This is a genomic window from Arthrobacter sp. P1_D12, from assembly GCF_056406175.1.
The window spans coordinates 96,626-109,218 of sequence record NZ_JBFUAR010000008.1; the positions used below are offsets into that span (position 1 = coordinate 96,626).

14 protein-coding genes and 1 pseudogene are annotated in these 12,593 nt (G+C 65.5%); 6 read left to right on the top strand and 9 right to left on the bottom strand.

The genetic code is table 11. The features are described 5' to 3' along the window. The first annotated feature begins 24 nt into the window (after nucleotides 1–24). The 3 genes from AC1DZV_RS07965 to AC1DZV_RS07975 all read left to right on the top strand — a co-directional run bounded on the left by AC1DZV_RS07965 (nucleotide 25) and on the right by AC1DZV_RS07975 (nucleotide 3,407). A complete protein-coding gene (locus AC1DZV_RS07965) occupies nucleotides 25–1,152 on the top strand; it encodes an L-talarate/galactarate dehydratase (RefSeq protein ID WP_476953399.1) in 1,128 nt (375 codons plus the stop codon). Between the two features lie 10 nt (nucleotides 1,153–1,162). Further along, nucleotides 1,163–1,867, top strand: a complete 705-nt coding sequence (locus AC1DZV_RS07970; protein WP_476953400.1) for a FadR/GntR family transcriptional regulator — start codon at nucleotides 1,163–1,165, stop codon at nucleotides 1,865–1,867. 175 nt (nucleotides 1,868–2,042) lie between these two features. Next, the gene (locus AC1DZV_RS07975) at nucleotides 2,043–3,407 is read left to right on the top strand and encodes an MFS transporter (RefSeq protein WP_476953401.1); all 1,365 of its coding nucleotides are present in this window, start codon (nucleotides 2,043–2,045) and stop codon (nucleotides 3,405–3,407) included. Nucleotides 3,408–3,471: 64 nt separating this feature from the next. On the opposite strand, the gene AC1DZV_RS07980 is transcribed toward AC1DZV_RS07975, so the two are convergent. After that, on the bottom strand, nucleotides 3,472–3,660 hold the full coding sequence (locus AC1DZV_RS07980) for a hypothetical protein (RefSeq protein ID WP_476953402.1): 189 nt from the start codon (nucleotides 3,658–3,660) through the stop codon (nucleotides 3,472–3,474). 75 nt (nucleotides 3,661–3,735) lie between these two features. Next, nucleotides 3,736–4,206, bottom strand: coding sequence for a MarR family winged helix-turn-helix transcriptional regulator (locus AC1DZV_RS07985; RefSeq protein WP_476953403.1), 471 nt, complete (start codon nucleotides 4,204–4,206; stop codon nucleotides 3,736–3,738). Between the two features lie 81 nt (nucleotides 4,207–4,287). On the opposite strand from AC1DZV_RS07985, the gene AC1DZV_RS07990 reads away from it, so the two are divergent. Then, nucleotides 4,288–4,998 carry a hypothetical protein gene (locus AC1DZV_RS07990; protein ID WP_476953404.1) on the top strand — a complete coding sequence of 237 codons (711 nt, stop codon included), beginning with the start codon at nucleotides 4,288–4,290 and terminating at the stop codon, nucleotides 4,996–4,998. A gap of 208 nt (nucleotides 4,999–5,206) precedes the next feature. Here the strand turns inward: AC1DZV_RS07990 and AC1DZV_RS07995 are convergent, their stop codons facing one another. Continuing rightward, nucleotides 5,207–5,485: a hypothetical protein gene (locus AC1DZV_RS07995; RefSeq protein ID WP_476953405.1), complete on the bottom strand. Its 279-nt coding sequence runs from the start codon at nucleotides 5,483–5,485 to the stop codon at nucleotides 5,207–5,209. A 174-nt stretch (nucleotides 5,486–5,659) separates the two neighbouring features. Next, nucleotides 5,660–6,040: a DUF7793 family protein gene (locus AC1DZV_RS08000; protein ID WP_476953406.1), complete on the bottom strand. Its 381-nt coding sequence runs from the start codon at nucleotides 6,038–6,040 to the stop codon at nucleotides 5,660–5,662. A gap of 163 nt (nucleotides 6,041–6,203) precedes the next feature. Between AC1DZV_RS08000 and AC1DZV_RS08005 the strand changes: the two genes are divergently transcribed. Beyond that, entirely contained in the window at nucleotides 6,204–6,506 is a 303-nt protein-coding gene (locus AC1DZV_RS08005; RefSeq protein WP_028277900.1) for a DUF4193 domain-containing protein, read from the top strand. Nucleotides 6,507–6,539: 33 nt separating this feature from the next. Here AC1DZV_RS08005 and AC1DZV_RS08010 read toward each other — a convergent pair whose 3' ends face one another. From AC1DZV_RS08010 to ggt, 5 genes are all read right to left on the bottom strand, one after another. After that, nucleotides 6,540–6,833, bottom strand: a complete 294-nt coding sequence (locus tag AC1DZV_RS08010; RefSeq protein WP_476953407.1) for a hypothetical protein — start codon at nucleotides 6,831–6,833, stop codon at nucleotides 6,540–6,542. A 295-nt stretch (nucleotides 6,834–7,128) separates the two neighbouring features. Then, the gene (locus tag AC1DZV_RS08015; RefSeq protein WP_476952260.1) at nucleotides 7,129–7,338 is read right to left on the bottom strand and encodes a hypothetical protein; all 210 of its coding nucleotides are present in this window, start codon (nucleotides 7,336–7,338) and stop codon (nucleotides 7,129–7,131) included. Nucleotides 7,339–7,616: 278 nt separating this feature from the next. Next, on the bottom strand, nucleotides 7,617–8,627 hold the full coding sequence (locus AC1DZV_RS08020; RefSeq protein ID WP_476952446.1) for a family 16 glycosylhydrolase: 1,011 nt from the start codon (nucleotides 8,625–8,627) through the stop codon (nucleotides 7,617–7,619). Nucleotides 8,628–9,541: 914 nt separating this feature from the next. Then, entirely contained in the window at nucleotides 9,542–10,078 is a 537-nt protein-coding gene (locus AC1DZV_RS08025; protein ID WP_476953408.1) for a phosphotransferase, read from the bottom strand. A gap of 266 nt (nucleotides 10,079–10,344) precedes the next feature. Continuing rightward, nucleotides 10,345–12,174 carry a gamma-glutamyltransferase gene (gene ggt / locus AC1DZV_RS08030; RefSeq protein ID WP_476953409.1) on the bottom strand — a complete coding sequence of 610 codons (1,830 nt, stop codon included), beginning with the start codon at nucleotides 12,172–12,174 and terminating at the stop codon, nucleotides 10,345–10,347. 187 nt (nucleotides 12,175–12,361) lie between these two features. On the opposite strand from ggt, the pseudogene AC1DZV_RS08035 reads away from it, so the two are divergent. After that, nucleotides 12,362–12,593: pseudogene (locus tag AC1DZV_RS08035) on the top strand (HNH endonuclease signature motif containing protein); the annotation flags it as partial.

Genomic DNA, 12,593 nt, shown 5'->3' on the forward strand with positions numbered 1-12,593 from the left:
TCGCAGGAACTTTCAGGGAGAACCATGACCAGCGTTGATCTCATCCGCCATGTAAAGCTGTCCACGGCCAGGCTTCCACTCGCCGTTCCGATCAGTGACGCGAAAGTGTTCACCGGACGCCAGAAGCCGATGACCGAGGTCGTGTTCCTTTTCGCCGAAATCACCACCGAACAGGGCCACAGCGGAATCGGTTTCAGCTACTCCAAGCGCGCGGGCGGGCCGGCCCAGTACGCCCACGCCAGGGAAGTCGCCGAAGGCATCATCGGCGAGGACCCGAACGACATCGGCCGGCTCTACACCAGACTTCTCTGGGCCGGGGCGTCCGTGGGCCGCTCCGGAGTGGCCACCCAGGCGCTGGCCGCAATCGACATCGCGCTCTACGACCTCAAGGCCAAGCGCGCCGGCCTGCCGCTGGCCAAGTTCCTGGGCGCCTACCGTGACTCCGTGCAGACCTACAACACGTCAGGCGGCTTCCTCAACGCCTCCCTGGCCGAGGTCAAGGCCCGCGCCACCGTCCTGCTGGACGAAGGCATCGGCGGCATCAAGATCAAGGTCGGCCTTCCGGACACCGCCGAGGACCTGCGCCGCGTTGCCGGCATCCGCGAGCACATTGGCTGGGACGTCCCACTCATGGTGGACGCCAACCAGCAGTGGGACCGCGCCACAGCACTGCGGATGGGCCGCCGGCTGGAAGAATTCAACCTCGTCTGGATCGAGGAACCGCTTGACGCGTACGACTTCGAAGGCCACGCGGACCTCGCACGCGCCCTGGACACCCCCATCGCCACGGGCGAGATGCTGGCCTCGGTCGCGGAGCACAAGGGCCTGATCAGCGCCAACGGCTGTGACATCATCCAGCCTGATGCCCCGCGCGTCGGCGGCATCACCCAATTCCTGCGTCTGGCCGCCCTGGCCGACGAGCGCGGACTCGGCCTCGCCCCGCATTTCGCTATGGAAATCCACCTCCACCTCGCCGCAGCCTACCCGCGCGAGCCCTGGGTGGAACACTTCGACTGGCTCGATCCGCTGTTCAACGAGCGCCTCGAAACCAAGAACGGCCGCATGCTGGTCCCGGACCGCCCCGGGCTGGGCATCTCCCTCAGCGGGCAGGCGCGCGCCTGGACCACAGAATCTGTGGAATTCGGCAAGTAACCTTGAAGCCATGAGCCGGAACCTGACCGCGGACCTCGCGAGCGATCTTCGACGCCGCATCGTCGACGGCGTCATTGCGCCGGGCGCGAAGCTGCCCAGCGAAAACACCCTGATCAGCGAATTCGGCGTCAGCCGGACCGTGGTCCGTTCGGCGCTGACCCGGCTGCAGGCTGAGGGGCTCGTGGAAACCGAACGCGGGCGGGGCAGCTTCGCGCTGACCCCGCCGCCGGACGGCCCGCAGCAGTCGGCCGGCAGCCGCCCCGTGGCCAGCCTGGAAGACCGCCTGTGGCAGCTGGAGTTCCGCATCGCGGTGGAGTCCGAGGCTGCGGCCCTCGCCGCCCGGAACCACACAGACCGGCAGCTGAACGCTGTCCGGAAGGCTTTTGAGGACTTCGTGGACAGCGCGGCCCACCCGGGACACGCCATGAAGGCTGATTACGAGTTCCACCGGGCCATTGCCGCAGCCTCCGGAAACCCCTTTTACTCCGACTGCCTCGCATCCCTGGGGCCGACCATGATCGCGATGCCCCGCGGCCGGCTCGTGGGCAGCGGCGAGCCTGATGCGCGCGGGCATTTCGACCAAGTGGTGCAGGAACACGAATCAATCGTCGCCGCCATCGCGGAGGGCGACGGACCGTCGTCGTCAGCGGCGATGCGGAGCCATCTGGCAAATTCCCGACGGCGGCTGCGCGCTGCCGCTCCCGGCCACGGCTGACCCCAGGGCCCGGACATCGGGCGGGGACTTCCAGTCCCTCAAGGTATCCATCGATGCAATTAATGTGTTGGACGGGCATTACCGCCGCCGAATAAAGTGAAGAATCGCTGTGGCGAGGGCCACAATCAACTGCCCGCCCCGGCCGACCAGCTTCGCCAATTCAAAGGAAATCTCCATGCAGTCTGTCGACAACGCTGTCACGGACGTGGCCTTGGCCACGAAAAAGTTCTTCAAGCGGGTGCTGCCCATCATGCTCGTCATGTTGGTCTGCAACCAGCTCAACCGGTCCAACATCGGCTATGCCCAGGAGCATCTGCACGCGGATGTCGGCATCGGCGCCGCCGCCTACGGGTTCGGGGCCGGGCTGTTCTTCATCGCCTACGCAATCTTCGAACTGCCCAGCAACGTGATGATGGAGAGGTACGGCGCCAAGGTCTGGCTGGCCAGGATCATGATCAGCTGGGGCATCGTCTCTTTTCTGATGGTGTTCGTGCAGAACGAGACCATGTTCTACGCCCTGCGGTTCCTCCTCGGCGCAGCGGAAGCCGGTTTCTTCCCCGCCGTCATCTTCTACTTCGCCCGCTGGGTGCCGGCAGGCCAGCGGGGCAAAGCAACAGCGATCTTCATCGCCGGCTCCTCGGTCGCCGCGGCGCTCTCCGGCCCGACCGCCGGAATGCTGCTCAGCCTCCACGACGTCCTGGGATTCCGCGGCTGGCAGTGGCTGTTCGGCTTCGAGGGGTTGCTTTCCGTGGTTGTCGGCATTGCGGTGTTCTTCGTCCTTGACGCCAAGATCGCGGACGCCACATGGCTGACAGCGGGCGAGAAGTTTGCCCTCACCGCGGCGATTGCGGACGAGGACGCCCAGCACGCCCCCGCCTCAGGCGGGAATCCCAGCGGGAAGATCAACCGCTGGAAGATGCTCCTGAACCCCCAGATCCTCCTCCTTTGCGGCATCTATTTCTCCGTGCAGCTCTCCATCTACGCCAACACGTTCTGGCTGCCCAGCATCGTCAAGCAGATCCCGGGGACCACGGACCTGAGCGTCGGATTCCTCTCCGCCATCCCTTGGGTCTGCGCCGTGATTGCCATGTACTTCGCCGCCAAGTGGCAGGACAAGGCCAAGTCCAAGCGGCCCCTCCTCGTCGCTGCGCTCCTGGTCGCCGCCGTCGGAACGCTCGCAGCCGCCGTCGCCTCCCCGGTCCTGGCCCTCGTGTTCCTGGCCATCGCCGCCATGGGATTCAAGAGCGCGTCACCATTGTTCTGGACCATCCCCCAGTCAGGCCTGCACCCCCTCATCCTCGCGCCGGCCATTGCCATCATCAACTCCCTGGGCAACCTCGGTGGCTTCGTGGCGCCGTTTGGTTTCGGCATCATCAAGGAGCAGACCGGCAGCGTCATCCCGGGGCTCTTCGCCCTCGCAGCGGCATCGACAATCGCCGCCGGCCTTGTCTACTTCCTCAAGGAGCGCAAGTCCGAGGCCGCGGCAGGGCCCGTGGCTGCGCCCGAGGAGGCGCCGGCGTTCGCCGTGGCCGCCAAGTAGACGGCACGGAAAGGATAGGCAGGCGCCCGACGGGCGCCTGCATTTCCCATCGCCCATGCCGCGCTCAGTGGCTCTTGCGTGCGTCCTGCAGGTGCCGGTCGAGCTTTTCTTCGGCTTCGCGGCGCCGCTGACCGATGATGCGCAGCTGCTGCGTGATCGGATTTCCGTAGCCATCAACGTCGCGGTGATGCGTGCCCTTCAGGCGCTCGGGGCTGGAGGGCAAGGTCACCCGCGGTTCAGTATTTTCGCCCATACCGGGATGATCCCACACTGCCCGCCTGCTGAAAAGGACGGCTATTGCCTCGAAGAACCGGCCGGCACGCCGGGTTCACTCCGGCCGCGTGTCCCGGTGCAGGTCCGTGTCGAGGGCATGGGCGCTCGCCAACCTGGCCAGCAGGATCCCCAGCTGCGCAGACTGTTCGCTGGTGAGCGGGGCCAGGAGTTCGGCCTCGTGCCGTTCGGCGATTCCGCGCAGTGCTCCGAGAACCTTCGTGCCCTCGGCCGTCAGCCGGAGCTCGTAGTTCCGCCGGTCGGCACTGCTGCGCTCGCGGGCAACCAGCCCTCGCGTTTCCAGCGAGTCGATGAGGGGAACCACGCGGCTCGGCACCGCCCCGAGGCGGTCGGCCAGGGACCGCTGGCTCAGTCCGGGGCTGCGGCCGAGCAGGCGGAGCACGCCCGCGTCGCTTGGGGTCAGGCCGAGTTCGCGCGTGCGCTCGGCGAAGCGTGCCGATGCCAGCGCCCCGAGCTGGGACAGCAGGAAAGCGGTTCGCTTCGGCCGCGGCGGATCCGGTGAGTCCATGCCCCAATATTACGCCATTGACAGAATCATTCAACAGATGAATCATTTTAGCTGTGACGTAATTATCGGAAAGAAGCCATCATGACTGACCTGTCCTCCCACCACACTGCTCCCTCGACCCGATCCGGCGGCCCCAACCCGGGCATCCTGGCGGCCGTGAGTCTGGGACTCATGATCGCGGCCCTGCTCAGCAGCGCGATCCTCACCAACGGGCAGGCCTACGTCTCGCCCTTCTCCCCCGCCGGCCTAGTCGCGGCATATTTTCACGGGAACACCGACGCCGTGCGGCTCGCCAGCCTGTTCCAATTCGGCTCAGCGGTCCCGCTCGGCATCTTTGCGGCCACCGTTTACGCCCGGCAGCTCCGGCTTGGCGTGCGCGTCCCTGGGCCCGCAATCGGCTTCTTTGGCGGCATTGCCGCTTCGGTGTTCCTCATGCTCTCGGCCGCCGTGGGGTGGGTCCTGAGCCGCCCGGAAATCACCACCGATGTGCCACTGACCCATGCATTGTCGTTTCTCGCATTCATCACGGGCGGCGTCGCCTATGTGGTCGGCTTGGGACTCCTCGTTGCCGGAATCGCCGTCCCCGCCCTCATCCTGCGCTTCGTGCCGCGCTGGCTGGCCTGGGCCGGCCTGGTCATCGCCGCGCTGTCCGAGCTGAGTTTCCTCTCCATGGTGATCGAGCCGCTCCAGTTCCTGCTGCCCGTCGGGCGGTTCGGCGGCCTGCTCTGGCTTGTTGCCGTCGGATTCCTGTTGCCGCGGAGCCGGGCTGCCGCGAATCGACGCGAACCCTGAGCCTGTCGAGCTGGCCGCCCGGCCTAGGCTCCCTCCCCGGAAAGGCCTCCGAGCACGCCCGCATCCGCGCGGCCGTAGCGCACGCGCTCGATGGGACGATGATGCAGCAGGGGTTGGCGGGCGGCTGAACGGCGCCCGGGCGACCGTCCGGCGCCTGATGTCGAGGGCTGTGCGGGCGTTTCCGCCGCCCCTTCGTCCTTGACGAGTGTCAGGTCGGTTCGGCGGTCCCGGGCAGTTTCTTCCCGGAGGCGATCAGGTGTTCCGCCAGCGCTACTTCCGGCCGGCCCGGGTTGGCCTGCAGCAAACGGCACAGCTGCTCCCGTGCACGGGCGTGCCCCGGCGAAGAATCAGACAGCACTTCGGCGATGATCTCGGTGGCCTGCAGGCGTATCCCCCGCGCCCAGTTGCCCTCCGGCCCGTTGACCAACGCGTCCGTGGTGGTGTGTCCGTGTGAGGGTTCCGCACGGGACGTCAACTCAATGGACATTGGCTATTCCTTTGTTCCCGTTCCGGTAGAGCCCGGAACCGGCCACGATCCCGAGGGCATACATTCCTGGAGCCAGCGGGGCGGAAGACCGTGAAGACACTTTACAACGGGAAAGACCGGTCTGTCTCGGATCGCGAGCAGAACTGAATGCGGTGCCAGGCCCTGCGGCAATTCCTAATCGCGGCTCTGGATGACTTCCTTCAGCCATGCGATTGCGTCGGTCCTGGACATAAAGAACTCGTGCGGGTACTTGGTCTCCCGGCTCGTGGCGGAAGCGATCACCCTGTCGACTGTGCTGGATCCGAGGACCGCGATGGCCACCACGCCCCTGCTCTGTGCGAATTGGTATCTGGCCGCCGCGCTGAACACCACGTCGGTCATCTCGGAGAGCATTGGCATCGGCGTCCCGCCACTGATCCGGTCCACGGCAAGCATGGCGTCCCTGGCATCTTCGGCGTCCACCAAGGAACCCGGGCGCCAGACGCTCTCGAGTATCCCAGCATCGACGCTGAGCGAGTTCTTCCCGTCGGCGGCGTCGATTGGTCCCTGCATCATGCCGTTGATCCTAGGCCCGAACTGCGGCGGCGCCCGGCACCGCGCCCATGGTGTGGCCGGCGAACGCCGCACGGCGTGGATTCTGGCCTCGCCTTCGGAACAACCGCGGGGTGCCATACGTTGCACTTAGCCTAGTTAAGACTCGAGAAAGAGAACAAGCCACGTGGCAACCGATTACGACGAAGTCCGCTCGGACGTTAAGGAAACCCAGGAAAACTCCCTGGAAGCACTCCAGTCCGCCAACGCACCGGACGCCCGCAGCGTCGTCCAAGAACTGGACGAGGCCGACGGGCTGGACGGGGCCGGAGTCCCCGGCGGCGAGTTCATCGCCGAAGAGCTGATTGTCCAGGTCATCCCGCAGGCCGACGACGAGTTCACCTGCAGCTCCTGTTTCCTGGTCCGGCACCGTTCCCAGATCGCCCGGCAGTCCGGCACCGATATCTACTGCACGGACTGCGAGGGCTAAAAGCGAGAAAGGCCCAAAGCCAGGTCCGTGGTCTTACTCAAATCGGGTGGCCGGGATAGCGATGCTGGAACGGACCATGCGGCTGGCGGCGATGACCGAGGCTGCGCCGCGCACCTGGTGCAGGCCGATGGTGCTGGCCATCCGGGTCAGCCACGGGCCGATGGTGACGATGCCGAGGGCGGTCAGCGCGAAGCCGCCGAGCAGCAGCGGAGAAGTCCACGGGTTGCCGTCCGTGTCGATCCTGGCCAACACGGCGCCTGTGGCCATGCCCGCCAGGCCGGCCAGCAACGGCACGGCCCGCCACAGCGTGGGCGCTTTCTCATGCACGGCCCGTGTAACACCGCGATTCCGCCGACCAGCAGCGCCGTGCGGTACAGGCTGGCGCTCTCGCCGTAGGGATTGGTGGTGAAGTCCGTGACGACGATTGCCACCGACCCCTGGCGGAGCCGGGCCTCCGTAACGCCGGTGATGACCACCGAGGCATCGGGGCCCGGGGGGCGTCGTCGATGACGCCCGCAAACTGACCGTTCCGGTCCCCCAGCTCCTCAGCCGGAGTCGATTCGATCAGTCGTTGCAGGGCGGGCGAGACGTAGTATTCTCCCGGGCAACGAAGGGTGCCGCGTCAGTCCCATCCCAAAGCGGGGCGGAGGTCGCGGGAAATTGACTCGAGCTGTCTCATGTAGAAGTCCACGCCGAGCTGGTTGGGGACGGTGACCAGCAACGTGTCCGCCGCGGCCACGGCCGCGTCCATGGAGAGCTCCGCAACCAGGCGCTCGGATTCACCGATGCAGCTGCGTCCGAAGCGGGCCAGCCCACCGTCGAGGTAGCCCACCTGATCCCGGGCGTCGGCCTGCGCACGGTGTCGCTGCTACTGCCGGCAGCCGGAAGGCCAGTCCGCTGGAGTCATGCTGTTGCATGGTCATTTCATTCATAACATCAGAGCCAGGGGCGATCAGCGGCTAGGGCGGAGTTGCCCGCGTAGGTGTCAGAGCAAGGCAGGGATCCACGATTAGGATGAGCCGCACTACCTCAAAAAATCCAGGATGGCCATGATGGCAGGGCGATCCCCGCCATCCGGGCCTCATAGGAATCCATCAGGCGGGGCCGGCGTTAGTTGTAGACCCGCACCCAGTCGACCTGCATCTGGCTCGGCTTCGTGGCGGTCCCGTCCGGGAACCAGTCAAGCTGGATGGTTTGGTGCATCCCGACCGTGGGCTGGTGCGCCGGGTCCGTGTCTGTGAACCATTGCACACCGTCGATGTATCCGGTGATCCCGGAGGGGGTCCATTGGATCGCGTAGTTATGCCACTGGGTGGTATCGATCGGTTGTGCTGACTGCGTCTGGAAGTTCGAGCCGCTGCAGGCGTAGTGCAGGAAGAACTTGATCCTGGACGTATCGGACGTTCCTTCGGCGTAATCAATTTCGGCACAGTTGGGGGACGTGTTGTTGTTCGGCCACAGGATCAGGACCGGATGGTATTTCGGATCCCGGTCACTGGTTCTCATTCGGGCTTCCCAGCGGCCGTACCGTTGCTGGGCAAACTTGGCGGACATCCCGCCGGTAGTGCCGGCCGAGTCACCACTGACGGTGACAACGCTGCCGTCCACGGACCAAGCGTTCGGACTCCGGATCCCGTTGCCCGCATGTCCCGGGCTGTTGTAGACGCCCCATTTCAACGGATTCGGCGCTCCCGTATAGGAAAATTCGTCCCCGGTAACCACCTGGCCCCAACCGAAGACGACGGCGGCCTGGGTACCGTCGGCCGACTGGGCGGGGTTGACGGTGATCGTGCGGACGGGCGTGACCGCGTCGGGGCTGACCCCGTTGGCCGCGGCGACCGTGAACGTTGCCGCACCGGCCGCCGTCGGCGTCCCGGAGAGGACTCCGGTGGTGGTGTTCAGGCTTAGCCCGGCCGGCAGGGCACCGGAGGCGACACTGAAGGTCGGGGCCGGGTCACCGCTAGCGGCGAACGTGTACGTGTACGCAGCTCCGACCGTGGCCGTCGCCGGGGGCGTGGACGCCGTGAACACCGGGGCCGCGGGCGCGGCCGGGGCGGGCCGAATCTCGATCAAGGACAGATTCCACTTGTCCGTGGTGGGAGCGGTGTCAAAAATTCTCACGGAAGAGGGCGCCGTCGCTGTGCCGGGCGCAGTTTCGCGTTGTGTCCAGAATGTGTCACTGGCGCTGGAAAGGAACTCATCGACCTTGGTTTGACCACTTCCGACAGTGCGGGGGGTGGCCCTGCTCCAGTCATTTCCCACACCCCAGACCCAGGATCCGGTGCGGGTTGTCGTCAGAGAAGTGCTGGGCGCTCCAGTGGGCCCGTTGGCTCCCCCGACCGCTCCGTCGGTGGCAGTGTCCGCGCCAGTGAAGGTGGCGACCGTTATGGAAGCCTGGTAGGACCCGTTGTGTGTGGCAGTCACTCTCGCGTTCGTGAGGATGCCGTTCGACACGGCCTGCCAAATTTCAGCCGTTCCATACTGCACGTTGGTCCGCTTACGCAGGCGCCAGGTGAGGCCGCCACCGGTCACTGACGTGAATTGCTGTGACCCGGTAGTTGCCGGTCCATCAGCGCTCACAAATGCAACCAACAGTTCATTGGATTGGCTGGTTGTGAAGGCGGGCGAAACGACGGTCCGAGAAAACGCGGACTGGTGCGTGCTGACAACCTTGTCTGTCGCCAATCCGCCAGCTGCCTTGGCAGGAAGGGGCACCACACTGAATCCGACAATTGAAGCGATAAGGACTAAACGTGCAAATATTGGTCGCCGCATGAATTCCTCGCAAAGTCTTCATTGAAGTGAAAGATGCCCTCACCACCATGGATTCGATGATGGCGCCTATGAATTGGAGCTATCAGCGACGGCGGCACGCTGCTGGAACCTGGGCGCGGCGGCCATGCGTCTAAATCATCCGGGACAAATGCCCTGACTGCGGCGTGATTGAAATGTGCCGCCGAATCCGGGAATCACCGGCCCGGGAGACCCATCCTAACGAGCAGGGAGCCGGGACACCCTGAGTGGCGGCTACCTGTTTAAGCACGGTTCATACTCGTTAAAGCCTTCGCCTTACTCGCTGGTAGCACTAAAGATATCGTTTGGCTTCGGTCCACTGTGTAGGCATGGAACCCGTCCGGATTGACATGCAGTTCCTCGGCTACGGCCAACACCTGAGTGTGGGCCGTCAGGTAACGTGCCGACGACATGTGGTTCCGTCGCCGGTTCAGGTCCAAGTACAAGTACATATTGTCCAGATCGAGAGCCGCATCTGTTAGGGCTCCTTCGTCAAAATCCAGCAATCCGAGCGGGGATCGGTCGCTCACTGCGATGATCCGATTGCCGTTCAGGTCTCCGTGGGACCACGTCAGCCGATCCGGAGCCGTCCGAAGCAAATTCTTCGTCACTGCCTCTGCCGCGGCCCGCAAGGCACTGCATTGAAGCGACATCTCCGGCACGTTTTCAAAATGACGCAGCAATTCAGGATTGTCCAGCGGTTCCAGCTCAAAGCGACCGTGGCGCAGATAGGCTCCGCGGACGGCGGGGGTTCGGCCTCGGCTCATGACCTCCAGCACGTACTCTCCTGGCCTCCTATCGGACCATGCTCGGCAGACGCTCCAAGATCCGCCTGTAGCTTCGTCGGCGTATTGCCGAACGAGCAGGCACCAGCTCATGGAGTCAGCTCCAGGGTGCGGTGTGAAGTGCCGCTTCAGACTGTTAGACGCAGCATGAAGGAAGACCATGAGGTCCAAATGAAAGACGGGTTGAACCCTCATGAACCAATTCGACGGCGGCCGCCGTCGCTGCGGTCTGCGGCGGCTAGGAACCGATACTGCGCGGCCTACATCCGCGTCGCTCTAACAGCCATCGCGGATCCGCCGCCGCGCCTCACGGGCTCGGCGGCGGCGACCATGCCGCCGTGGGGCAGGAACTCAATGGCGGTCGCGGCGCCGATCTCCGCTGCCGAGGTGAACGCATCCCCGGACGGCGTGAGCTGATGGCCAAACGGTGCCAGCTGGCTGCCGTACTTGGCGATGAAATCGGGTTCGGCCGTGACCTTGGCCGTATTCCGTTGCGAGGCACGCGGTGCAGCGATCGCCTCGGAGATGGTCATGCCAAGATCCACCCGGTTCAGGATGGTCTGAAGGACGGTTGTGATGATGGTCGATCCACCGGGCGAGCCGAGAGCGAGGAACGGCTTGCCCTCCTTGAGGATGATGGTCGGCGACATGGACGAGCGCGGGCGCTTCCCCGGCTCGATCCGGTTCGGGTCGGCCGGGTCGTAGACGGTCGAGAAGTCGGTCAGCTCGTTGTTGAGCAGGAAGCCGCGGCCGGGGACCACCATGCCGGACCCTCCGGTCTGCTCGATCGTGAGCGTGTCGTCGACCACGTTCCCCCACTTGTCCGCGACGGTCAGGTTGGTCGTCGAGACGTTCTCGGTGTCCTTCTCGTCGACGGGCGCGACGGCGGCGGCCGGGCACTCGCCGTCGTACGAGGACACGTTCCCCGGCGCAACCGGCTTCGCTGCCGCGTGCAGCGGGTTAATCTGGCAGGCACGCTCCTTGCCGAACACCGGGTCCGTAAGCGCGGCGGTGGGAACGCTCACGAACGCGGGGTCCCCCACGTACTTGCCACGGTCCGCGAAGGCAAGCGCGCTGGCCTCGAGGTAGTGGTGCAGGGCGCCCGGCGTGGACATCCCGGACAGGTTGGAGGGCGCCAGGATGTTCAGCGCCTCGCCCACCGTGGTGCCGCCGCTGCTGGAGGGCGCCATGCCGTAGACGTCCAGGTCGCGGTAGTCCACGTGCGTGGGCGCCTGATCCACGGCGCGGTACGCGGCGAGATCCGCCGTCGTCAGGTGCCCTGCCGGAACGGGCAGCTTTGTGTTGGAAGTCTTGGGCGGAGCCTGCACCGTGGCCGCGATCTCCGCCGCAAGCGGCCCGCCGTAGAAGCCGTCCGTGCCCTTTTTCGCGAGGAGCCGGTATGTCTCGGCGAGGTCGTGGTTCTGGAAGACACTGCCGACGGCGGGGGCGTCACCGCCTGGGAGGTAGAGGCTGCTGGTCGAGGGAAACGCCTCGAACCGGGCCTTGTTGTCGAGGGTCTGCTGGCGGAACGTCTCATCGACCACGAATCCACGGGTGGCCACGTTGATGGCAGGCTTGAGGGCATCGCCGAGGCTCAACGTGCCCCACCGGTCCAGGGCACGCGCCCAGGTAGCCGGGGTGCCGGGGACGCCAACGGAGACGCCGCTTGTGACGAGCTCGGGCGTGAAATTGAAGGGCTTGCCGGTCGCTGGGTCGATGAACGCGTTGTGCGGCATTCCTGCCGGTGCGGTCTCGCGGCCGTCGATCGTGCCCACCTTGCCGGTCTTCGCTTCGTAGTACACGAAGTAGCCTCCGCCGCCAATCCCGGCACTGTATGGCTCAGTCACGCCAAGGGTCGCGGCTGCGGCGACGGCGGCGTCCGCTGCGTTGCCGCCCTTGCGGAGGACCTCGATCGCCGCAGCGGATGCCTCCGGATCCACGGTGCTCACCGCTCCGCCGTACCCAGTGGCGGTTGACGTCTTTGCGGTCTCCCGCGGATCGGCCTGCGCTGGGGCAGCGACGGCGACACCCGTCACGCTCAATGCCAGGGCCGCCGTGACAGCCACCAGCCCCTGTGTCATATATGCCATGATCACTCCCGAGTCCTTGTTATACGTATTGACATTTCTTGTCACGCTACTACGCAGGCGTGCGACACTCAACACTCGCGTCGATGCCATTGGATGCTCTATCGGCAGCTGTCAGAAGTGGACTGCCGGGTGCTCGGTCACTTCAGCTTCATCAAAAATTGTCGGTGGCTCCTGAGATGATCTGAGTGTGGAGAGCAGGACAGTGTTGAGTGCGGAGAGCGGGGCGGCCGTGGAGGCCGTCGCCGCGTCGGTTGCCGCGCTGGCTGCCTTGGCCGGTGCCGGCGCTGGCGACGCCGATGCGCCTGCTGCCGACCCGGTGGGAGACGGCGATCCGTTGCGGCGGCTGGCGGACGGTTGCTTGGACGGGCTCGCCGAGGTCGCCCGGATGGAGGCCCGGACCGCGGCGCTGAGGGTGCGGC